This window comes from Pseudomonas sp. FW306-02-D09B (genome assembly GCF_058782685.1).
The window spans coordinates 13,322-34,085 of the sequence record NZ_JBYSXY010000014.1; the positions used below are offsets into that span (position 1 = coordinate 13,322).

General features: G+C 59.4%; 18 protein-coding genes, 1 tRNA gene and 3 pseudogenes. 12 read left to right on the plus strand and 10 right to left on the minus strand.

Features of this window, described 5'->3' with window-relative positions; all coding sequences use genetic code 11:
• Window positions 1-47: 47 nt before the first annotated feature.
• A complete protein-coding gene (locus tag AC3WK5_RS21490; protein ID WP_103318392.1) occupies window positions 48-1,745 on the minus strand; it encodes an acid phosphatase in 1,698 nt (565 codons plus the stop codon).
• Window positions 1,746-2,010: 265 nt separating this feature from the next.
• On the opposite strand from AC3WK5_RS21490, the gene AC3WK5_RS21495 reads away from it, so the two are divergent.
• Together AC3WK5_RS21495 and AC3WK5_RS21500 are read left to right on the plus strand one after the other, a co-directional pair.
• Window positions 2,011-2,301 (plus strand): nucleotidyltransferase family protein, encoded by a 291-nt coding sequence (locus AC3WK5_RS21495; RefSeq protein ID WP_103318394.1) that lies wholly within the window; start codon window positions 2,011-2,013, stop codon window positions 2,299-2,301.
• A gap of 32 nt (window positions 2,302-2,333) precedes the next feature.
• Entirely contained in the window at window positions 2,334-2,642 is a 309-nt protein-coding gene (locus tag AC3WK5_RS21500; protein ID WP_103318396.1) for a HepT-like ribonuclease domain-containing protein, read from the plus strand.
• A 42-nt stretch (window positions 2,643-2,684) separates the two neighbouring features.
• Here the strand turns inward: AC3WK5_RS21500 and AC3WK5_RS21505 are convergent, their stop codons facing one another.
• Window positions 2,685-4,103: a short-chain fatty acid transporter gene (locus tag AC3WK5_RS21505; RefSeq protein ID WP_103318398.1), complete on the minus strand. Its 1,419-nt coding sequence runs from the start codon at window positions 4,101-4,103 to the stop codon at window positions 2,685-2,687.
• A 202-nt stretch (window positions 4,104-4,305) separates the two neighbouring features.
• Here AC3WK5_RS21505 and AC3WK5_RS21510 point away from each other — a divergent pair, with 202 nt between their 5' ends.
• Window positions 4,306-5,622 carry an MFS transporter gene (locus AC3WK5_RS21510; RefSeq protein ID WP_103318400.1) on the plus strand — a complete coding sequence of 439 codons (1,317 nt, stop codon included), beginning with the start codon at window positions 4,306-4,308 and terminating at the stop codon, window positions 5,620-5,622.
• 6 nt (window positions 5,623-5,628) lie between these two features.
• Here AC3WK5_RS21510 and AC3WK5_RS21515 read toward each other — a convergent pair whose 3' ends face one another.
• Window positions 5,629-6,144, minus strand: a complete 516-nt coding sequence (locus AC3WK5_RS21515; RefSeq protein WP_054595593.1) for a RidA family protein — start codon at window positions 6,142-6,144, stop codon at window positions 5,629-5,631.
• A gap of 302 nt (window positions 6,145-6,446) precedes the next feature.
• On the opposite strand from AC3WK5_RS21515, the pseudogene AC3WK5_RS21520 reads away from it, so the two are divergent.
• Together AC3WK5_RS21520 and AC3WK5_RS21525 are read left to right on the plus strand one after the other, a co-directional pair.
• Window positions 6,447-7,133: pseudogene (locus tag AC3WK5_RS21520) on the plus strand (PAS domain-containing protein); the annotation flags it as partial.
• A 111-nt stretch (window positions 7,134-7,244) separates the two neighbouring features.
• Window positions 7,245-7,673 (plus strand): annotated as a pseudogene (locus tag AC3WK5_RS21525) (methyl-accepting chemotaxis protein); the annotation flags it as partial.
• Between the two features lie 21 nt (window positions 7,674-7,694).
• On the opposite strand, the gene AC3WK5_RS21530 reads toward AC3WK5_RS21525, so the two are convergent.
• Entirely contained in the window at window positions 7,695-8,063 is a 369-nt protein-coding gene (locus AC3WK5_RS21530) for a cupin domain-containing protein (protein WP_103318404.1), read from the minus strand.
• A gap of 76 nt (window positions 8,064-8,139) precedes the next feature.
• Complete coding sequence (locus tag AC3WK5_RS21535) at window positions 8,140-8,949, minus strand: AraC family transcriptional regulator (protein ID WP_103318406.1); 810 nt, start codon at window positions 8,947-8,949, stop codon at window positions 8,140-8,142.
• A 160-nt stretch (window positions 8,950-9,109) separates the two neighbouring features.
• On the opposite strand from AC3WK5_RS21535, the gene AC3WK5_RS21540 reads away from it, so the two are divergent.
• Together AC3WK5_RS21540 and AC3WK5_RS21545 are read left to right on the plus strand one after the other, a co-directional pair.
• A complete protein-coding gene (locus tag AC3WK5_RS21540) occupies window positions 9,110-9,751 on the plus strand; it encodes a LysE family transporter (RefSeq protein ID WP_103318408.1) in 642 nt (213 codons plus the stop codon).
• Between the two features lie 99 nt (window positions 9,752-9,850).
• On the plus strand, window positions 9,851-10,204 hold the full coding sequence (locus tag AC3WK5_RS21545; RefSeq protein WP_103318410.1) for a gamma-glutamylcyclotransferase family protein: 354 nt from the start codon (window positions 9,851-9,853) through the stop codon (window positions 10,202-10,204).
• 151 nt (window positions 10,205-10,355) lie between these two features.
• Here AC3WK5_RS21545 and AC3WK5_RS21550 read toward each other — a convergent pair whose 3' ends face one another.
• Together AC3WK5_RS21550 and AC3WK5_RS21555 are read right to left on the minus strand one after the other, a co-directional pair.
• Window positions 10,356-10,727: a helix-turn-helix domain-containing protein gene (locus AC3WK5_RS21550; RefSeq protein WP_103318411.1), complete on the minus strand. Its 372-nt coding sequence runs from the start codon at window positions 10,725-10,727 to the stop codon at window positions 10,356-10,358.
• A 3-nt stretch (window positions 10,728-10,730) separates the two neighbouring features.
• Entirely contained in the window at window positions 10,731-11,033 is a 303-nt protein-coding gene (locus AC3WK5_RS21555; protein ID WP_103318413.1) for a type II toxin-antitoxin system HigB family toxin, read from the minus strand.
• Between the two features lie 297 nt (window positions 11,034-11,330).
• On the opposite strand from AC3WK5_RS21555, the gene AC3WK5_RS21560 reads away from it, so the two are divergent.
• On the plus strand, window positions 11,331-12,161 hold the full coding sequence (locus tag AC3WK5_RS21560) for an alpha/beta hydrolase (protein ID WP_103318415.1): 831 nt from the start codon (window positions 11,331-11,333) through the stop codon (window positions 12,159-12,161).
• A 49-nt stretch (window positions 12,162-12,210) separates the two neighbouring features.
• On the opposite strand, the gene ggt is transcribed toward AC3WK5_RS21560, so the two are convergent.
• Complete coding sequence (gene ggt, locus AC3WK5_RS21565; protein ID WP_103318417.1) at window positions 12,211-14,055, minus strand: gamma-glutamyltransferase; 1,845 nt, start codon at window positions 14,053-14,055, stop codon at window positions 12,211-12,213.
• 190 nt (window positions 14,056-14,245) lie between these two features.
• On the opposite strand from ggt, the gene AC3WK5_RS21570 reads away from it, so the two are divergent.
• Window positions 14,246-15,349, plus strand: a complete 1,104-nt coding sequence (locus AC3WK5_RS21570) for a DUF2817 domain-containing protein (RefSeq protein ID WP_103318419.1) — start codon at window positions 14,246-14,248, stop codon at window positions 15,347-15,349.
• Window positions 15,350-15,472: 123 nt separating this feature from the next.
• Here AC3WK5_RS21570 and AC3WK5_RS21575 read toward each other — a convergent pair.
• Both AC3WK5_RS21575 and AC3WK5_RS21580 read right to left on the minus strand, forming a co-directional pair.
• Window positions 15,473-15,549 (minus strand) — tRNA-Met (locus tag AC3WK5_RS21575).
• 116 nt (window positions 15,550-15,665) lie between these two features.
• Entirely contained in the window at window positions 15,666-17,723 is a 2,058-nt protein-coding gene (locus tag AC3WK5_RS21580; RefSeq protein ID WP_103318421.1) for a methyl-accepting chemotaxis protein, read from the minus strand.
• A gap of 332 nt (window positions 17,724-18,055) precedes the next feature.
• Here AC3WK5_RS21580 and AC3WK5_RS21585 point away from each other — a divergent pair, with 332 nt between their 5' ends.
• From AC3WK5_RS21585 to AC3WK5_RS21595, 3 genes and pseudogenes are all read left to right on the plus strand, one after another.
• Window positions 18,056-19,273: an MFS transporter gene (locus AC3WK5_RS21585; protein WP_103318423.1), complete on the plus strand. Its 1,218-nt coding sequence runs from the start codon at window positions 18,056-18,058 to the stop codon at window positions 19,271-19,273.
• Between the two features lie 392 nt (window positions 19,274-19,665).
• Window positions 19,666-19,975 (plus strand): annotated as a pseudogene (locus tag AC3WK5_RS21590) (LysE family translocator); the annotation flags it as partial.
• Window positions 19,976-20,126: 151 nt separating this feature from the next.
• Complete coding sequence (locus AC3WK5_RS21595; protein WP_054595610.1) at window positions 20,127-20,750, plus strand: glutathione S-transferase family protein; 624 nt, start codon at window positions 20,127-20,129, stop codon at window positions 20,748-20,750.
• Window positions 20,751-20,764: the final 14 nt, after the last annotated feature.

The window sequence follows — 20,764 nt, forward strand, 5'->3', positions numbered from 1 at the left end:
TGATAGGTCTAGTACCCACGCGAAAAGATCGCAAGACTGAAAATCAATCAGCCGGGAAAATGCAACGCATTGCTCAAATCGCCCATCGGCTTCTGGCCTCGGGCAATCATTGCGGTATCGCGCTGCTTGATCCCGTCGAGCGTCTCAAGCTGGAACACCCGGGTGATCAGCCGCAGGATCGACGCGGTGTCGTACACCGTGTGATCCACCGTACCTTTACGGGCGAATGGCGACACCACCAACGCCGGCACTCGTGTGCCCGGGCCCCAGCGATCACCTTGCGGTGGCGCGACGTGGTCCCACCAGCCGCCGTTTTCGTCGACCGTGACTACGACCACCATGTTTTTCCACTGCGGGCTTTCGCGCAGCACCTTCAGGGCACGGACGATATGCCGGTCGCCGGACGCCACGTCTGCATAACCGGCGTGCATGTTCAGGTTGCCCTGGGGTTTGTAGAAACTCACCGCCGGCAACTTCCCGGCTTCGGCATCGGCAAAAAAACGGTTGGTGCTCGACTCGTCACCCAGACCGCCATCGCGCAGGTGTTTACTGCGTTCTGCCGGGTTCTCCGGACCCAACTGCTTGAAGTAGTTGAACGGCTGATGGTGATACTGGAAGTTGGGGATCTTCGGAATGCCCCCCGAGTCCTTGAACTGCTCCAGCGTCGCCTGCCAAGCGCCGGCGTACCAGGCCCAGTCGATGTTCTTCTTCGACAGCTTGTCGCCGATGTGTTCGTGGGTTTGCGGCACCAGCACACTGGGTAGATCGGCTTTGGCGTATTCCGGGCGTTCCGGATCGCGGATCCAGGTCGGCCAATAAGGCGGGGCCATGGTGTTGACCGCATAACCATCCGGGGTCAGGGCGCTGGGGCCGAACTGCGGTGGACCGCTCATGGCGCTGGCCGGGGATTTCTCCAGTGGCTTGAGGCGCGTGTCGAGCGGGTCATCGCTTTGCAGTGAAGCGATTTGCGCCTTGGCCACCGAGTTGACGGCATCCGGGTAAAACGGCACGGCGGCACTGATCAGGTACTGATGGTTGAGAAACGAGCCACCGAAAGCACCCTGGAAGAAGTTGTCGCACAGCACAAACTCCCGAGCCACATCCCATAGACGCAGGGAATAACGGCTTTGGGCGTAATGCCCCATGGTCAAGCCGCCCGAGTCGGCCCAGGCGACAAAACGGTCGTTCTTGCCGCCGTTGATCTGCATCTGGTTCTGATAGAACACATGCCACAAATCCCGCGTCACCAGGCCAAACGGCAAGTCTTCGCCATTCGGGCCCTTGAGGGCGTAGGGGGCATTGGGCAAGTGTTCCTGGAATTGGGTTTCGTTCGAATACGTCACACCATCAAGGGTTTGCGGGCCGATCTGCAACACGCCACCCCAGGCCGGCGGCAAGGTTTCCAGCAGACTGCCATCCCGGTCGCGTTGTTGATAGTCCTCAGGCTTGAGTGCTGGCAACGGTTTTTCAAGGCCAGGGAAGTCACTGAACAGGTTATTGAAACTGCGGTTCTCGGCGAAGATCACCACCACGTTTTTCACCTGATCGCGTAAGGCCTTGTCCAGCTCGGCAGGCGACAGCGGCCGCTCTTCCGGCTTGCCCGGCGTGTCGCCAGTGTTGCCGCACGCACTTAGCGTTGCGCCGACGCCGAGGACTGCAACGCCCCCCAGAAAGCGCCGACGGCTGGTGTCGGTGGGGCTGTCGGTGGAAGGTGGTGGGCCGTTTCCTTCTTTGTCGTCGTTCATCCTGATTCCTGGATCTTTAAGGCATTAATTGGTTACAAAGTATTTCGTGCGGACGGTAGCAACCGAATATGACGAAAATGCTACCGGGTGGTTTACTCGTAGATTGGGGCAAAAGTATTTGGAGGGGAGCTCCGCAACTGCTTGAGTGCTTCAGGCGTTCGCGGCCGCATGTCAGCGAATATTTCGCGACCAGTAATGTTAGCGTTAAGTCTTTGCCAGCGCTGCTAGACTGGCGCCATATTGCTGTGAATCGAGAGGGTACTGCATGAAACCGTCAGCCGCTCTGGACCTCAAACGTGCCGCCGTGCGTGAAGTAGTTGGGCGCTTTCATACCACCAACCCACGTGTTTTCGGCTCGGTGCTACGTGGCACTGACGAGGACGGCAGTGATCTGGATTTATTGGTGGATGCGCTACCGGGGGCAACGCTATTTGATCTTGGTGGCTTGCAGGTCGAACTGGAGGATTTACTCGGAGTTTCCGTTGATCTGCTGACGCCTGGAGATCTACCGGCAAAGTTTCGTGAGCAGGTGTTGGCTCAGGCGCTCCCCGTATGAACGAGAATCGCCTCGATGACTAACTCGACCATATGCGTCAGGCCGCTGGCGATGCACTGATCTTTGTCGAGGGCCTGATTAAAGAGGAGTTCTTCGACGACAAACGCACTCAGCAAGCCGTCATCATGAGCCTCATTATTATTGGTGAGGCCGCCACCAAAATCATGGATGGTTACCCCGAATTCACCGCAACACACCCCCAAGTGCCATGGCGCAGCATGCGAGGCATGCGCAACCGAATCGCCCACGGCTACTTTGATATCAACCTTGAGGTTGTGTGGGACACGGTTCAGGCAGCGTTACCGGAGCTGTTGAAGTGTTTGCCTGATGGATCTGCGTGACAACCGCACCTGCCCGTTTGTGGCAGGCGCGGCTATGTTCAGTTACGGCATCACCGGCGCCACATACGCAAGCGTCGTCCCCAGCGCCCACAACAGAAACAGCACCAGAGGCGTGTGCACCAGCAGTTGCACGAACGAGAACCCGATCAGGTCCCGCGCCTTCAAGCCGAGCACGCCGAGCAGCGGCAGCATGTAGAACGGGTTGATCAGGTTGGGCAGGGCTTCGGCGGCGTTGTAGATCTGTACGGCCCAGCCCAGGTGGTATTTGAGGTCGTTGGCGACTTGCATCACGTACGGCGCTTCGATAATCCATTTACCGCCGCCGGACGGAATGAAGAAACCGAGGATCGCCGAGTACACGCCCATCAGCAGGGCATAGGTGTCGTGGGAAGCAATGCTGACGAAGAAGGTCGAGATATGGTGCGCCAGGGTCTGGCCGTCGGTGCCTTTGACCACGGTCATCAGCGCGGCGATGGAACCGTACAGCGGGAACTGGATCATCACCCCCGTGGTGGTCGGCACCGCACGGGCCACCGCATCCAGGAAGCTGCGCGGGCGCCAGTGCAGCAGGGCGCCAAGCATCAGGAACAGGAAGTTGTAGGTGTTCAGGCCCGAGATCGCGCTGATCGCAGGTTTGGTCGAAAACTCGTGAAACAACCATCCGGCCGCCAGCAGTACCAGCAAAATGGTCAATATCGGACTGTACTCCAGCCATTCACCAGGGCGAGTGCGTGGCTGTGGTGCCGGTAGGCTGAAGCTCGGGTCGATGCCGCAGGCCTTGGCGTCACGGGCGGAGTTCGGGCCGGGGGCGGTGGCATAGGCGATGATCAACGAGACCACGATCAGCGCCAGCAAGAGCACACCGGACTGCCAGAGGAAAATCGTTTGGGTGAATGGAATCATCCCGGTGATCGACAGGATCGACGGCGGCAAACTGGCCGGGTTGGCCTGCAACTGCGCTGCCGACGAAGACAGCCCCAGCGCCCAGACTGCGCCGAGCCCCAGGTAAGCGGCGGCACCGGCGGCACGGTAATCCATACGCAGATCGGTACGGCGCGCCAGTGCACGCACCAGCAAACCGCCAAACACCAGCGACAGCCCCCAGTTGAGCAATGATGCGACCATGGAAATCAGGGCGACCCAGGCCACCGCCGAGCGACCGTTTTTCGGGATGCGCGCCAGGCGGTCGATCAGTTTCACCGCCGGTGGCGAGCTGGCGACCACATAGCCGCCGATCACCACGAAGGCCATTTGCATGGTGAACGGGATCAGGCTCCAGAAACCGTCACCGAAGGCCATCGCGGCATCGGTGGGCTTGGCGCCCATGATCATGGTGGCCACGGCAACGATAATGACCGCGAGCGCGGCAAACACCCAGGAGTCGGGAAACCAGCGTTCGGCAAAGTTCGAGCAGTGCAGGGCAAAGCGGGCGGAGCGGCTATCTTCGATTGCGGCGGCCACGGGAGTACCTCTATTTTTATGTTTATTGTGGTGCGAGCCGGGCCGCGCAGGCCCTTGCGCTCAGACATAAACAGTAAATCAATCAAGATGTTTTTGCGGTGCTGTTTTGCACACTTGGGACTATGGTCTAACGGGTTGTTCGAACGCGTTTTTGCGTAGACCATGGGCGCCGTGTTTTTTTTGCCCATTTCAGAGCATTTTTATGACTGCCATCCTTGATGCACGACCGGCACCGTTCTCCCGGTCTGACTACAAGACCCTGGGCCTGGCGGCGCTCGGCGGGGCACTGGAAATCTACGACTTCATCATCTTCGTATTTTTCGCCCTGACCCTCAGCCAACTGTTCTTTCCTCCGGAAATGCCCGAGTGGTTGCGTTTGCTGCAAAGTTTCGGGATTTTTGTCACCGGTTACCTGGCGCGGCCGCTGGGCGGGATTCTGATGGCGCACTTTGCTGACCGGCTGGGACGCAAGAAGGTCTTCAGTCTGAGCATCCTGATGATGGCGTTGCCGTGCCTGCTGATCGGGATCATGCCTACCTACGCCCAGATCGGCTATTTCGCACCGTTGCTGTTGTTGCTCCTGCGAGTGCTACAAGGCGCGGCGGTGGGCGGTGAAGTGCCAAGCGCCTGGGTGTTCGTGGCCGAGCACGCACCGGCCGCGCACCGGGGTTATGCCTTGGGCTTCCTGCAGGCCGGGCTGACCTTTGGTTACTTGATCGGTGCGTTGACGGCAACCTTGCTGGCGCGGGTCTACACCCCGACGGAGATCCTCGATTACGCCTGGCGTTACCCGTTTCTGTTAGGTGGCGTGTTCGGGGTGATTGGCGTCTGGTTGCGTCGTTGGCTGAATGAAACCCCGGTGTTCATGGCCATGCAGGCGAGTCGCGAACGGCATGTCGAGCTGCCGCTGCGCACAGTGTTGCGTGAGCATCGGTTGGCAATGCTGCCGGCGGTGATCCTCACCTGCGTGCTGACCTCGGCGGTGGTGACCTTCGTCGTTATCACCCCGACCATGATGCAGAAAACCTTTGGCATGACCGCCAGTCATACTTTCGCCCTGAGCAGTCTGGGCATCGTGTTTCTGAACGTCGGCTGCGTGATCGCCGGGTTGATCGTCGACCGTATCGGTGCCTGGCGCACAGTGATGCTCTATAGCCTGCTGCTACCGTTGGGGATTGGCGTGCTCTACGCCAGCCTGATTGGCGGAGCACACTGGATTGGCCTGGCCTATGCCATTGCCGGTCTGGGCTGCGGGGTGGTCGGTGCGGTGCCGTCGGTGATGGTCAACCTGTTCCCGGCGCGGATTCGTGTCTCGGGTATTTCCTTTACCTACAACATTGCCTACGCCATTTGGGCCAGTATCACGCCGTTGCTGCTGATTGGCCTGATGCCGTGGAGCCCATGGATCTGTGTGATGTTCTGCGCGGTGATGGGGGCGGTCGGGATTGGCGCAGCGCTGTACTTCGGCTCACGCCTGCCGCGGGTCGATCATGCGGCTGGCGTGGCCTGCAGTCCCTGAGGCACTTCAATCGTAGGGTTCATCTTCCTCAAACGGTGCTGGTTCAGGCTCAAGCGCGACGATCATGTCGACTTCGACCGAGGCGTTTTTCGGCAACTGGTACACGCCTACCGAGGTCCGTGTGTGAACACCGGCTTCGGCAAAAATCCGGTAAAGCACCTCCGACGCACCGTCGGCGACTTCACTTTGTTGCGTGAAGTCGGCGGCGCTTTGCACGTAGACGTTAATGCGCAAGATCTTCTTGATACGTTCGAGGTCGCCGAGTAACTGCATGAGGATCGCCAATGCGCGCATCGTGCAGATCTGCGCGGCATACCGGCCTTGATCCAACGACACTTCGGCACCGATCCGGCCCACCACCATCACCGTATTTTCAATGCGTGGAATCTGCCCGCTGACGTACACCTCATCACCGTTTTGCACCGCAGGCACGTAGTTGCCGCCAATGCGCATTTCACCGTCGAAGCGGTGCCCCAGCTGTTGGGCGATGCCATCGAATAGTGCTTTGCGTGACTGATCCATGCGTCGATTCTCCTGTAGGTGGCGGTGGTGCAGCGCAGACTATAGCGTGTTGAATCGCCCTTCAAAACGCCGTTTTTGAGGCATTACGGGCGCATAGTGGCCAGCTGCCAACTATTTTTGTAGGACAACCCGGCAAAGCTCTTCAGAAAAGCCGGGTAAGGCCGATGGTAAGTCTGAAGGACGCTCTCAACCCTGCCCATCGGTGCATCGCCATGTTCAATAAACGCTTGAAGCAGGAGCTGTCGGCTCTTCGCGAGGAACTCTCCAGCCTTCAACAAGTGAAGGAAAGCCTGGAAAGCGAGATGCTTGTGCTCACCCTGGACCCTGATGGACGGGTGCAATCGATTAACCAGAATTTCGCCCAGGAAATGCTCTACAAGGGCAATGACCTGATTGGTCGGCACATCGAAGAGATCGTTCCGGCCCACGTCAAGACCGATGAATTTCACCTGCGCTTCAAGAATGCCCTGACCCGTGGTGAGCACTTCGCGGGCGCTGTGCGCTTGCTCAGAGGCAATGGCGAGGAAGCGTGGTTGCGCTCTATTGCCCAGCCGATTCGTAGCTCGGATGGCCGGATAAGACACTTTTCGATTTACTCCAGTGACCTGACCCGAACCATCGAGGCGTCACGTGAACACGAGAACCTGATCGGGGCGCTGGTTCGTTCGACAGCCGTCATCGAGTTCGACCTCAACGGTAATGTGCTGGCGGCCAATGAGCGGTTCTTGAACGGTATGGGTTACAGCCTGGCGCAGATCAAAGGCAAACATCACCGCATGTTCTGTGAGCCCGAGGAGTACAACAGCTCCGCATATCAGGACTTCTGGCGACGCTTGAACGCTGGCGAGTTCGTGGCCGACCGCTTCAAACGCGTCGACAGCCATGGTCGAGTGGTCTGGCTCGAAGCGTCCTACAACCCGGTGCACGACGCGAATGAAAAACTCTACAAAGTGGTCAAGTTCGCCACCGTGATCACTGATCAGGTCAATCAGGAACAAGCGGTTGCCGAAGCGGCGAACATCGCTTACAGCACCTCGTTGCAGACCGACAACTGTGCACAACGCGGTACCGCCGTGGTGACTCAGGCGGTGGACGTGATGCGTGAGCTGGCCAAGCACATGCAGCAGGCTGGTGAAGGCATCGAGGCGCTGAACGAACAGTCGCTGGTGATCGGCACCATCGTCAAAACCATCAGCGGCATTGCCGAACAGACCAACCTGCTGGCGCTCAACGCCGCCATCGAAGCGGCCCGTGCCGGTGAGCAGGGCCGAGGATTTGCAGTGGTGGCGGACGAGGTCCGGCAACTGGCTTCGCGCACCAGCAAAGCCACCGACGAAATTGTTGGTGTAGTGCGTCAGAACCAGGACATGGCGCGCGATGCCGTGGTGCTGATGACAGACGGCAAACTCCAGGCCGAACAAGGTTTGGCGCTGGCCGCCGAGGCGGGCACGGTGATCGTCGAGATCCAGGATGGCGCGCAAAAGGTGGTCAACGCGGTCGGGCAGTTCGCCAATCAGCTGTCGACTTAAGCGCGGCTCGAGTGGGCCTCGTCAGATCCAAAGATCATTCAGTGCCGTACGCTCGCCACCTTCGCTCCCGGTATTGAGCACGCCCTTGGGTTCGATCAGCAGCAGTTTGACCTCTTGTTCGGCAAACGGCTTGTGCTCGACGCCCTTGGGCACCACGTACATTTCGCCTGGGGACACCAGCACCTGACCATCGCGAAAATCGATGCGCAGTTGGCCTTCGAGGACGATAAACGTTTCGTCGGTGTCCTGATGGTCGTGCCAGATGAAATCTCCCAGTAGCTTCACCACCTTGAACTGGTAGTCGTTCATTTCGGCGATGACCCGCGGCGACCAGTGCTCGTTGATCTGCGCAAGTTTGTTGGCAAAATTCAGGCTTTGATATGGCTGCATGACGTGGCTCCCGTTGGTGATTGTGAGCCCACGGTAGCCTGCGCAGCAGTGCACTTCTTGCACGATTGTGCGCGGCTCAGCGGCGGTGCATTTTCATCCAGCGGGCGGGTGACAGGCCGTAGGTTTTGCCAAACTGCCGGGTCATGTGGCTTTGATCGCTGAAGCCCGCGATCAGCGCGGCGTTGGTTAGCGACTCACCCTGCATCAGCAATGAGCGCAGCAGATCCAGGCGGCGCATGGTCAGGTAACGATAGGGGCTGGTGCCGAACAGCAGGCGAAAGTCCCGCGACAGACTCCAGCGATCACGCCCGCTGTGTTCGGACAGTTGATCCAGGGTCAGCGTTTGGTCGAGGGCGCTGTGCATGAACTCGCGAGCGCGTTCTGCCGCGAGGTAATCGAAGCTCTGACGATGGGTGGGCACCCCCGATACCGCGCTCATGGCCTGCGCCAGATCAAACAGCGCATCTTGCTGCTCCAACGGATCGAGGGGGCGATCGATACTCTGCAACAGGACCTCGGTCGCCGCGAACAAGCGTGGATCAGTGGAAATACCGGTCTTGATAAAGGGTAAAGGCTGGCCGCCGAGCATCTGCTGGATCAGTGCCGGCTCGACGTAAAGCATCCGGTATTTGAAGCCGTCCTCGGTACCGGCCTCGCCATCGTGGACTTCGTCGGGATGCAACACCATGGTCCCGCCCGGCAAGCTATGTCGCCAGCAGCCACGGTACTGAAAGCTTTGCACCCCCGACAGCGTGCGACCTATGGCATAGGTGTCGTGACGATGAAGGTCGTAACCATGACCCGAGAAAAATGCCTCGATACGCTCCAGCCCGCCCGAATCGGGGGCGCGCTGGAACCAGTCGGTGAGGATTTTCTGCTTGCCCATGGGGAGTCTTCGTGTCCGGGTGTTCGGTGACGAACACGGTAGCTCAGCTGCGGGTTGGCTGTCAGCCGGATAACCGGTTGATTGCTGTGCCTAAGGTCGAGTAAAAACTGTGGGCGTTGTTCTGCGGTTTTTCCACCGCTCACATAGAGGTGATTCACAGATGGAACTCCAACACCTGACCTATGCTGCCCCCTTGTTATCGCTGGCGTTGCTGTGGACCGTCGCGGTGGTTACTCCGGGGCCAAACTTTTTTACCACCGCGCAACTGGCCGCCAGTTGCTCGCGGCGCCACGGAGTGGTGGCTGCGTTGGGTGTCGCGACAGGCACTGTGCTGTGGGGGCTGGCCGGCGGCCTGGGAATAAAGTCGCTGTTTACCGCCGCACCGACGCTGTATCTGGCATTCAAGATCGCCGGTGGTTGCTACCTGATCTATCTGGGCTTGAAGCAGTTCAAGCGCAAACCGGCACTAAGCCTCGGTGCAAGTGCGGGGTCGAGCGAGCCATACCGCACGCTGTTTTCGGCCTATCGCCAGGGATTTCTGGGCAACATGACCAACCCGAAATCAGCGCTGTTCGTCGCCACCATCTTCGCCACTTCAATGCCTGCTTCGCCACCGCCGATGTTGCTGACACTGGCGGTGATCACTATGGCTACGCTGTCCTTCAGCTGGTATTGCGCCGTGGCGCTGCTGTTTGCCAGCCACCGGGTAGCGGGCGCTTATGGTCGTTCACGGCAATGGCTGGAGCGCTTTGCCGGCAGTTGTTACGTGCTGTTCGGCGCCCATCTGGTGGCGAATCGTTGAAGTGTTACGGGGATAAGGAGTCCCCAGAATGGCTGTCGGTTTTCTCCCGGTGAACGAGCAAGACATCCGAAACGCTACTTTTAGAGACGAGGTTCGCTGATGACTGATTCAAGCAATACGCAGGTTTACCTGTTTTCCTACGGAACGCTGCAGGACAAGGCCGTGCAGCTCACCAACTTCGGGCGCGAGTTGTCCGGTAGTGCGGATCAGATGCTCGGTTACGAGCAGTCCTGGGTCGAAATTACCGACCCCGAAGTGTTGGCGACCAGTGGCAAGACTCACCATCCTATCCTGCGTCCCGGCAGTGCTGACAGTGCGCCGATCCCCGGTATGGTGTTCCGGATCACGCCAGCGGAGTTGGCGGCTGCTGACAGCTATGAAGTCTCGGATTACAAGCGGGTCAGCGTAGTGCTGGCGTCCGGGATCGAGGCATGGGTGTATGTGAGTGCGTGAGTCTGCAGGCCAGGCGCTGCTTGAATGTTAGCGCCACGGCGGTGATCAAGGCCTCGCGCATCATTCTGGGTGTGCCGGCTTGATATCAGTGGCGCCTGGAGGAAAGCTCAAGCTTGCGTGTTTCGCTTTTTTCGAACGAAACGCGCAATGCTTAAATATCTCTGACGGGCTTGATCAGGCTCTCTGCCGGAATCCCGAACAGCTCATGGAGTTTCCAGATCATGGGCAGTGTCAACGCCCGTTTGCCGTTGAGTACTTCATACACTCTGTTTGTCCGGCCAATGGCGGGTGCCAGGTCAGCAGCAGATAAGCCCGATTGTTCCATGCGAAATTTGATCGCATCTATCGGGTTGGGAAGGTCAACCGGGAACTGCTTCGCTTCGTAGGCCTGAATGAGGGTAATCATGATGTCGAAGTAGTCACCTTCAGACGTGCCCGGTTCTGGTTCGTTGTCGAATAGTGCAGATACTTCCTTGAGGGCTGCACGGTAGTCCTGTTCGGTATGAATCGGACGAATGTTCATGGGTTACTCCATTTCAACGGTATCGGCATCGATAACGTCGTATTGCTGGTGAGTGCCGACAAACTTTATGTATACGGCCCCGAAGCGATAGGCCACGGCGACGACAAGCCGATAGGCGTTACCCTTGATGTTAAACACCACCCTGCGGCTCTTGAGGATACTGGCGCTGCCAAAATTGGCCTTGATATCTGCAGGGCTTGCCCAGTTAGCGTCCTTTGTTTCGTCAATCCAGGCCAGGAATGACTGCTCTGAGTCAGGGTATTTCTCCCAGAATCCTTTCATGTGACTGATAGCGATAATTCTCATGGCACGATCCTAGTCCCATGCTGGGACTGCTGCAAGTTGCTGTAGGTGAATAGCGATGTACGGCGGATCGAGTTTGCTGTCCATGTCACTCAATGCCCCGGTACTCAAGCATAGCGACCGCTGTTCAAGCCCTTGGATGGGTCAGGCGCAAATATCATTGCTGGATGTGGCCGTTCACATACCTGCACTTCGCTATCGGGTAACGGCACGAATTGACCGTCATTTACGACTACAATCGCGCGCTGGGTGGCAGCAGGCGTGGGTGTCTGTCCTGGTCGAACGTGTCGGAGGGAGCAGATGAAGCGCAAACCAGGTGTCTTGAAGATTGCGTTGTTGCTCGGCGCTTTGCTGAGTGGTTGCCAGTCGCCCAGACAGTCTCTGGAAGCGCTGGCGTCAGAGCATGCTCAGCATGTGGAAATAATCGTTACTCAAGCTTTTCCGCTGATGCTGAGTACTCCGTTGAAACGTCCCGATAGCCGTCGGATCCGTCTTTACCTGGAAGGTGACGGCCACGCCTGGGCGACGGCTTCCCAGCCGAGCCTCGACCCCAGTCCACAGCAGTTGTTGATTGCCGGGATGGCGTTCAGTGATCCGACCCCGAGTCTTTACCTCGCGCGTCCTTGTCAGTTCGTCCGTGCGCCAGGGTGCGTGCCGGCACTGTGGACCGCGCGGCGTTTTTCTCCCGAGGTGCTGGACAGTCTCGATCAGGCGTTGAACCAGATTAAAAGTCGCTACGGCAACCAGGACTTTGAGCTGATCGGTTATTCCGGCGGTGCCGCGTTGGCTTTGTTGCTAGCGGCTCGCCGCGACGATATTGCCCAGGTGCAAACCCTGGCCGGTAATCTCAGCCCCAGATTGTGGGCCGAGCGATTGAACCTCAGTCCGCTCACCGGCTCGCTGGAACCCTTGGATAACCGAGCGCGCCTGGCTCATGTTCGGCAACGGCACCTGGTCGGCGCTGACGACTCCATCGTACCGCCGGCCCTGGTCGACAGTTATCGTCGGGCGCTAGGGCAGGCTGACTGCCTGGAAGTGGTGGTCTTGCCAGGTGTGTCCCATGCCGAGGGGCTGGACAAGGTATGGGGCGATTGGCGGGATCGACCAATCCAGTGTGCTGGCGCCAGATAATAAAAAAGGGCTTACCGTACGGTAAGCCCTTGGTCATTTCCAGAGTCGATCAATCCCCCAGCGCTTCACCTTCACGCCGTGGATCGGCGCCACCGGCCCAGGCCGCTTTGCCCTGTGCGTCGCGTACGCGAACGATGGCCTGGGTGCCGCTGGTCATGTCGATTTGATTGACCGTATGCCCTTTGTCCTTGAGGGCCTGAATCAGCGCGGGGCTGAACTGGCCTTGTTCCAGTTCGGTCGAGCCATTGCGGCTGCCGAAGTTGGGCAGGCTGATGGCGGCTTGCGGGTCGAGGTTCCAGTCGAGCAGGCCGACCACCGACTTGGCAACGTACTCGATGATTTGCGAGCCGCCGGGCGAACCGAGTGTCGCGACCAGCTCACCGCTTTGACGATCAAAGATCAGCGTCGGCGCCATGGATGAGCGCGGGCGCTTGCCGGGCTCGACACGGTTGGCCACGGGTTGGCCGTTTTCTTCGGGGATGAACGAGAAGTCGGTCATCTGATTATTGAGCATGAAACCCTGCACCATCAGGTGCGAGCCGAAGGCGGCTTCAACGGTGGTGGTCATCGACACGGCACCGCCCTGATCGTCGACGGCCACCACCTGCGAGGTAGAGATCCGCAGTGGTGAGCGGTCTGGGGCGTAGGCCACCTGGATGCCCGGTGGCGTGCCGGGTTTGGCGCTGCCCATGCTGCGTTCGCTGATCAACGTTGCACGGTTGGTCAGGTAGGCAGGGGAGACCAAGCCGGCGACCGGGACCGGCACGAAGTCGGAGTCGGCGACGTACTGCGCGCGGTCGGCGTACGCCAGGCGCTCGGCTTCGGCGATCAGGTGCACGGCTTCAGGCGCGGGTTCGAGCCCCGCCGGTTTATCGGTCTTGAGTGGTTTCAGTCGCGCCAGAGTGAAGCGACTGTCGTAGCTTTCGAGTGCCTGCAAGGTGCCGAGGATCTGCGCCACGGCGATCCCGCCCGATGATGGCGGCGGCATGCCGCACACTTGCCAGCGCTTGTAGTCGGTGCACAGCGGGGCACGCTCTTTGGCGCTGTAGCCGTTGAGGTCGTTCAACGACAGGCTGCCGGGGTTGGCATTACCTTGAACCTTGGCGACGATCTCCTGAGCAATGGGACCTTGATACAGCGCATTCGGGCCTTCTACTGCAACGCGCTTGAGGACCTTGGCCAGTGCCGGGTTTTTCAGCAACGTACCAACGGCTTTCGGGCTGCCATCGGCATTCAGGAAGTACGCAGCCATGTCAGGGGAGCGCGGCAGGAACGGATCGGAGGCGATCATCGTGTGCAGGCGCGGCGAGATCGCAAAGCCTTTTTCCGCCAGGGCAATGGCCGGCTCGAACAGCTTCGCCCATGGCAAACGACCGTGCTTTTGATGGGCCAGCTCCAATGCGCGCAACACCCCCGGTGTTCCGACCGAGCGTCCGCCAATCTGCGCATCGGGGAATGGCATGGGTTTACCGTCGGCTTGCAGGAAGAGCTTTTCAGTCGCGCCAGCGGGTGCGGTTTCGCGACCGTCGTAGGTGCGCACGGCCTTGCCGTCCCAGAGCACGATCAACGCGCCGCCACCGATCCCCGAGGATTGCGGTTCAACCAGTGTCAGCACCGCTTGCATGGCGATGGCGGCGTCGATCGCCGAACCACCCTGACGCAGCATCTCCCGTCCCGCTGCGGCTGCCAGTGGGTTGGCGGCTGCGGCCATGTGTTTGGCAGCGTATTGGGTGTGCAGGTCGGTGCGAAACCCCGAGGCGATTTCCGGGGCCACGGGCAAGGCGCTGATGGCCGACGAAGCGGGCGGGGCGCTGCAGGCAGCGAGGGTCAGCGCGGCGGCTAGCAGCGACAGGGCAGTCAGGCGGTAGCGACTCAAATGGAAGGTTGGGAACACGTGGGGCACTCCGTCCGTTGGATAAAGGATCAATGGACTGTATCTGCGCCTTGAGCCAGCTGCAACGCTGGTCTTGTGCGTATTGGTCGACGGATGGGCAGCTTTTCTCTTCTTCGATGCTGGGTTTTTCTGTAGGGTCGGAGGCGCTAGATCTTCGCTAAAAACACACCAATAACAACAAGAGGCCGACATGCAGACCGAGTTCCCAACGCAGCCAAGTTACCGTTCGCAGCGCGAACAATTCCTGGCGGCAGCAACCGCAGCCGGCGCCCGGTTGACCGAATACCCGCATCCACTCAAAGGGCCGTTTGGCGAGTCCTTGAGCACTGACGTGGCGGTGCTCGGCGACCCCGGGGCAAAGCGTTTGCTGGTGATGCTGAGCGGCACCCACGGGGTTGAGGGTTTCTACGGTTCGGAGTGTCAGATCAACTGGCTGAACGAGTTCGGCAAGCGCCCACTGCCCGATGACGTCGCGGTGGTAATGATCCACTTGATCAATCCCTGGGGCACGGCGTGGCTGCGTCGTGTCAACGAAGACAACATCGACCTGAACCGCAATCACCTGAACTTTGATCGGCCGTTGCCCGACAATCAGGCCTATGCAGCACTGCACCCGATTTATGCCTTCAACCAGTTACACGGCCCGGAGCGTGAGCGCGCCGATGCCTTGCTCGCCGCGCAGTTAAGCGAGCATGGCTGGCCGGCAGTGATGTCGATTGTCGAGGGCGGCCAGCACAGTCATCCCGACGGTCTGTTTTACGGCGGGCTGGCGCCGAGCTGGTCGAACCGGACCTTGCATCGGATCATTGCGGCGCATCTCTCCCAGGCCGAGGTCGCGATGTGTTTCGACCTGCACTCCGGCGCGGGAGAGTACGGCCATCCGATGCTGCTGACCGTTACGCAAGCGGCCTATCCGGCACTGGAACAGGCGCAGGCCATTTACGGTCCGTGGCTCTACACCATTCAGACCGGCGCGCAGACCCACAGCGAAACCGGGATTGCCGCATCGGCCACTGGCTACACCTCGCAGGCGCTGCTCGATGCGCTGCCGCAGGTGCGTCTGATGCCGTTTGTCATCGAGTGCGGCACCTACCCGGGAGAGGCGGTGCATGCTCATCTGCGTGACGATCACTGGTTGCACCTGCACGGCAATCCGGGTGATGCAGTGGGGCGGGCGATCAAGCTGAAACTTGTTGAGCAGTTCTATCCCGCTGACAGTGACTGGCAGGAAATGGTCTGGGTTCGCACCCGGCAGATATGGGAAAAGGCGTTGTCGGCATTGCCCACGCTATAGTCGAGCGCTTCGGCGCTTGATGAATCCTGCGGCTCACAGAGCGATGTGAGCCGTCGGTGGGCCGGGTACTTTTCTTCAGGCATAAAAAAACGGCCTACCTTTCGGTAAGCCGTTTTTAGTACTTGGTGGCTACACAGGGACTTGAACCCCGGACCCCAGCATTATGAATGCTATGCTCTAACCAACTGAGCTATGTAGCCAAGTGGCGCGCATTATTGGCTCGTAACGATGAAGTGTCAAGCGTAAATCTAAAATATTTCTCTACGCTTTCAACCGCTTATCAACCCGCCCCATAAAAACGGATGAGTTTTCAGCTTTAACCCAGCTGAAACCGCCCGGTATTCTCGCTTAATGCCTTGCTGCCTGAACTCAAGGTGTCCGCCGCGAGGTTCACCGCTCGTGCGCCTTCAAGCAGGCGCACGGCGGCCTGATCGACTTGCTGGATGTTGCCACTGACCTCATCGGCCGTGCTGGCTTGCTCTTCTACCGCCGTCGCGATCTGCGCCAGGGTATCAGTGACGCTTTGCACCGCGCTGGCGATTTCCCCCAGTCGTTCGCCAAGACCGGTAACCGCTTGTGCGTCGGTTTGGGCCTGGCCGCAGGCGGCTTCCATCAGGGTCACGGCTTCGTTGACAGTGCTGCGCAGGCTGTCGACGGTGCCGGCGATCTGTGCGGTGGAGGATTGAGTGCGCTGCGACAGACTGCGCACTTCATCGGCGACCACCGCAAAGCCCCGGCCTTGTTCGCCTGCGCGGGCGGCTTCGATGGCGGCATTGAGCGCCAGCAGGTTGGTCTGCTCGGCCACACCGCGAATGGTGTCCACCACCAGTTGAATCTGCTGCCCTTGTTCGCTGACCCGGCCAAGGGCGGCGGCAGTATCGTTCAGGCGTTGATTGAGCTGCTGAATGCTCGCTGTGGTGCGTTGGCTGTCACGGCTGCTCTCGGCGGCAATGCGCTGGGTCTGCTGAGCGCTGCCTGAGGCGTGTTCGCAACTCTGGGCGACCCCTTGCGAAGTGGCGGCCAGTTGTGTGGCCGCAGCGGCGATCTGGCTGATCTGCAACTGTTGGGCTTCGACTTCGCCCAGTGCCTCGCTGGCGTGAGTATTGAGGGCTCGCACCGCGTTGCCCAATTGCAGGGTTTCGTGATCGACCCCCAGCAGGCTGGTGCGCAGTTGCACCACCGCAACGTTGAGCGCGGTGCTGATCGCTGCCAGCTCATCGCGACCGTGCACCGGCACTTGCAGGCTCAGGTTGCCATCACGCAGGGCTTCGGCGAGCAGCGTAATGCCGCTGGCGCTACGGCGGATCGAAGCTTGCAGGCAGATGAACAAATACAGCGCGGCCAGCAGCAGGCAACCGAGGACGCTCGCCACCAGGATGAACTGGCGAATGGCCGAGCCGTGGTAGTAGTCCAGACGCTGATCCAGTGACACCAGCGTTTGCTGGCGCAGCGAGGCGAGGTCAGAGAGGAGGGCGTCGAGGTTGCGTTCGAAGTCTTCTGGTTTGAGCGTGATGCTGGTGCCGAACATGCCGTCATCCAGGCCTTTCAGTCCGGTGTCCAGATGCTTGAGGCTGTCGTGGTATTGCCCGGCCCAGGCTTGCAATGCACTGGGTAGTCGTGCTTCGAGCAAGCTGCCAGTCTTGATCAGTTGCTCGCGAGCGTCGCCAATGCGGCCGCGCAGATCGCGCAGTTGCAGGCGGCTTTGCAATGAGAATTGTCCGGACACCACCGATGCCTGGCCGATGCTGGCAAGGCGACCGACCCGTTCGATCAGGTCAGGCGCGTGCTGGGTCGAGATCTGCGTCAGCAGGTAGGTTTCCAGCCAGGGAGCCAGGGTCAGGCGGTTATCCATGGCGATCTGTTCGCGCAGTGCTTGCAATGCGCTGAGGGCCGCAGTGAAACGTTCATAGCCATCCGGCCACCAACCGACGCTGCTCAGGCTTTTCGAGTCCAGACCATTAAGCGCGGTTTGCAGGGTTTGATAGCGACTGAGGGTGTCGGCCTCGGCCCCTTCGGTTGTCAGCGCATGGCCAAGATCGTTCACGGCTTGATTCAGAGCAGGCTGTACGGCATCGAACGCGGCCATCGCGGCGACAGTGGCCGGTGTTGGCTGGCGATTGGTTTCGGTGGCGCGCCAGCGCGCGGCGCGGTCGCGTTGGGCGGCGAGCAGGTTGTCCAGCGCGTCGAGGGCGATCAGCTGGCGCACACCGGCACGCTCGCCGGCGATCAGGCTGAGCTTGTCGCGGTAATCCTGGCCAATCATCCACAAGCTGCCCGCCAGCGGCAGGATAAACAGCAGAAACAACAACTGAAACTTGCGGGCGAAACCGAAACGCCCAAGCAGTCCAATCCCCGGTGCCAGAAAAGCCTGCATGCCCGACTACTCCTCTGGGCACCACGCACCAATGGCGTGCGGTCGCGGCGTTATGGCCGCACCCTGTGCCCTCATAAAAGGCCTCGAAAGTTCACCTCGGCGGGTCATGTTGGACCGGCGCTGTGGTGAAACTTCCCATTCTCGATCCCCTTTGTAAGGGGCCGCGTTGAAGCGGATAAGCAAGGCAAGATTCAGACCATGGCACTGCGCTAGCATCTGACGGCCGACAATCCAGAGATCGTTAGCAGGCTAAGGGGATGGCGTTGCTGCACCGAAAGATGGCACATTGTCGCACCTGCAAGTGCTCTCCTTTACGCTGTATGGAAACTCTCATGGCTACCAGTAACGCTCAAACTGCCGCATCGCCGGCACTCGCGACTTCGCAAAGCAGCCCGTTGGTCATGCGAATCATCGGCGCGGTGGCGCTGGCGCATTTGATCAACGACCTGATTCAGTCGGTGCTGCCGTCGATCTACCCGATGCTCAAGGCCAATTACGGGCTGACCTTCACCCAGGTTGGCCTGATTACCCTGACCTTTCAGCTCACGGCATCGCTGTTGCAGCCATGGGTCGGTTACTACACCGATCGCCATCCCAAGCCGTATCTGCTGCCGGCAGGAGCGATCTGCACCCTGGTCGGCATTTTGATGATGTCCCAGGTCGGCAGTTTTCCGTTGATTCTATTGGCCGCAGGATTGATCGGAGTCGGCTCCTCGACCTTTCACCCGGAAGCTTCTCGCGTGGCACGGTTGGCCTCGGGTGGGCGTTTCGGGTTGGCGCAATCGACCTTCCAGGTCGGTGGCAACGCCGGCTCCGCATTTGGGCCGTTGCTGGCGGCGGCGATCATCATTCCGTTCGGTCAGGGCAATGTCGCCTGGTTCGGATTGTTCGCCGTGTTTGCGTTGGTGGTGCTCTATGGCATCAGCCGCTGGTACGCCAATCACTTGAGCCTGTTCAAGCTCAAGCAGGGCCAGGCAGCAACTCACGGGCTGTCGAAGGGCAGGGTGGTGAGCGCGTTGGTGGTGTTGGGGCTGTTGGTGTTTTCCAAGTATTTCTACATGGCCAGCTTCACCAGTTATTTCACGTTCTACCTGATCGAGAAGTTCGACCTGTCGGTGGCCAGTTCGCAGCTGCACCTGTTTCTGTTTCTCGGAGCGGTCGCGGCGGGGACCTTCTTTGGTGGGCCGATTGGCGACAAAGTCGGCCGTAAGGCGGTGATCTGGTTTTCGATTCTCGGTGTTGCACCATTCACCTTGATCCTGCCTCACGTCGACCTGTTCTGGACCAGCATCTTGAGCGTAGTGATTGGCTTCATCCTGGCCTCGGCATTCTCGGCCATCGTGGTCTACGCGCAAGAACTGGTGCCGGGTAATGTCGGCATGATCGCCGGGGTGTTCTTCGGCCTGATGTTCGGTTTCGGCGGGATTGGTGCGGCGCTGCTGGGGCATCTGGCGGACATTCGCGGCATTGAATACGTGTACAGGCTGTGTTCGTTCTTGCCGCTGTTCGGGGTGCTGGCGATCTTTTTGCCAAGGACCCGAAAAGCCTGAGCAGAACCCTCATGAGGCCAAGGCGCTGACGATTCCGTCGGTTTTTTTTTGCACGCTGCTACGTAAAATCCGACTCCGGAAGCCTCTGCCAAAAGTAAAGATTTCAATCCCGGACGCGTACTTTTTTGATGCGCAAACCATGACCGACTGTTTCAACAGAGTCGGTCGATTCCGGCCTGTCACAACAGGCGGCTCCTGACCGAAAGCCCTCATCCATAATGCACGCGGCTGACCGCGTCAGAGTGTTTGGATGCGCTATTGGGGCAAGCCATTGCTCACGTTGAAGTCAAACGTATTCCCAGGGAGCGGATACCCAGTGCTGCGACCGCTGTATGACGTTTTGTCAGTCAATCTGTATCTAACGTTCCCCCCTTTGACCACCCTACTATCGCAGTCTTGGTCTGGCGGTTCCCTATGCGTATGACGCGCTGCGACTCGGCTGCGCGCGCTATCTGCTCTACCTTGCCTGGCAAGCGGTCAAGTTCAACACGCCGACCACGGCAGCATGCTGGCGCAATCCATCGTGCTCGGTTTTACGCAGATCGTCATTAGCGTGAGCGTCAACGCGCTGATTGCCGTCATGGCTGGCCCCATCGCGACATTTCTCGCCAGCAGGCCCGTGTGGCAGATCGTGCAACGCTGGCTGATGGGGACGGTCCGCGCGGGCTGGCCGTGCGCATGGCCGTAGAAGGGCGGCGCTGAACCGGTCTGTTTGCGGTTGGCGCGGCGCGGTAAACCTGCGTCACCCGGATTTGAGAGCGGCCCCTCTGCATCGCGCCGGGCGCACTAGAAAAAGATCCGAGTGGGTTATCGAAAACCCCTGACCAACCACCCTGAACGATAAGGACATGAAATGTTGCGCATATTGGGTAAGGCATCGTCGATCAATGTACGAAAGGTACTTTGGGCATGCGCCGAGATCGAAATCCCCTTTGAGCGAGAGGATTGGGGGTCTGGCTTCAAGTCGACGCGCTCGCCCAAATTCATTTCGCTGAACCCCAACGCAACGGTGCCGGTGATCCTGGACGACGACTTCGTGCTCTGGGAGTCAAACTCGATCATTCGGTATTTGGCGTCTCGCTATAATGGAGGTCATTTTTACCCGGTCCAACCGAGAGCAAGAGCGCGGGTGGACCAATGGATAGACTGGCAAGCGTCGGACCTCAACAAATCGTGGACGTATGCCTTCATGTCGTTGGTCAGGCATTCGCCTGACCATCAGGACAGCAGAGCCTTGGCAGCCGCTTGCAGCCTGTGGTCAAGGCACATGGAGATCCTGAATCGACAACTCGAATCAACAGGAGCCTACGTCAGTGAAGACGGGTTTTCTCTCGCAGACATACCGATAGGCCTGTCGGTTAACCGGTGGTTTGAAACACCGCTCGATCATCCAGACTTTCCTGCTGTAAGTGCCTATTACGAACGGTTGAGTCGTCGACCTGGCTACCTCCTGCATGGAAGAAACGGGACTCCGTAATAGTTCAGCATGGT

What these genes read in the sequence shown, in the direction of transcription:
- AC3WK5_RS21490 (WP_103318392.1), bottom strand. Translation starts at nt 1,745, where the DNA reads ATGAACGACGACAAAGAAGGAAACGGCCCACCACCTTCCACCGACAGC.
- AC3WK5_RS21495 (WP_103318394.1), top strand. Translation starts at nt 2,011, where the DNA reads ATGAAACCGTCAGCCGCTCTGGACCTCAAACGTGCCGCCGTGCGTGAA.
- AC3WK5_RS21500 (WP_103318396.1), top strand. Translation starts at nt 2,334, where the DNA reads ATGCGTCAGGCCGCTGGCGATGCACTGATCTTTGTCGAGGGCCTGATT.
- AC3WK5_RS21510 (WP_103318400.1), top strand. Translation starts at nt 4,306, where the DNA reads ATGACTGCCATCCTTGATGCACGACCGGCACCGTTCTCCCGGTCTGAC.
- AC3WK5_RS21515 (WP_054595593.1), bottom strand. Translation starts at nt 6,144, where the DNA reads ATGGATCAGTCACGCAAAGCACTATTCGATGGCATCGCCCAACAGCTG.
- AC3WK5_RS21530 (WP_103318404.1), bottom strand. Translation starts at nt 8,063, where the DNA reads ATGCAGCCATATCAAAGCCTGAATTTTGCCAACAAACTTGCGCAGATC.
- AC3WK5_RS21535 (WP_103318406.1), bottom strand. Translation starts at nt 8,949, where the DNA reads ATGGGCAAGCAGAAAATCCTCACCGACTGGTTCCAGCGCGCCCCCGAT.
- AC3WK5_RS21540 (WP_103318408.1), top strand. Translation starts at nt 9,110, where the DNA reads ATGGAACTCCAACACCTGACCTATGCTGCCCCCTTGTTATCGCTGGCG.
- AC3WK5_RS21545 (WP_103318410.1), top strand. Translation starts at nt 9,851, where the DNA reads ATGACTGATTCAAGCAATACGCAGGTTTACCTGTTTTCCTACGGAACG.
- AC3WK5_RS21550 (WP_103318411.1), bottom strand. Translation starts at nt 10,727, where the DNA reads ATGAACATTCGTCCGATTCATACCGAACAGGACTACCGTGCAGCCCTC.
- AC3WK5_RS21555 (WP_103318413.1), bottom strand. Translation starts at nt 11,033, where the DNA reads ATGAGAATTATCGCTATCAGTCACATGAAAGGATTCTGGGAGAAATAC.
- AC3WK5_RS21560 (WP_103318415.1), top strand. Translation starts at nt 11,331, where the DNA reads ATGAAGCGCAAACCAGGTGTCTTGAAGATTGCGTTGTTGCTCGGCGCT.
- AC3WK5_RS21570 (WP_103318419.1), top strand. Translation starts at nt 14,246, where the DNA reads ATGCAGACCGAGTTCCCAACGCAGCCAAGTTACCGTTCGCAGCGCGAA.
- AC3WK5_RS21580 (WP_103318421.1), bottom strand. Translation starts at nt 17,723, where the DNA reads ATGCAGGCTTTTCTGGCACCGGGGATTGGACTGCTTGGGCGTTTCGGT.
- AC3WK5_RS21585 (WP_103318423.1), top strand. Translation starts at nt 18,056, where the DNA reads ATGGCTACCAGTAACGCTCAAACTGCCGCATCGCCGGCACTCGCGACT.
- AC3WK5_RS21595 (WP_054595610.1), top strand. Translation starts at nt 20,127, where the DNA reads ATGTTGCGCATATTGGGTAAGGCATCGTCGATCAATGTACGAAAGGTA.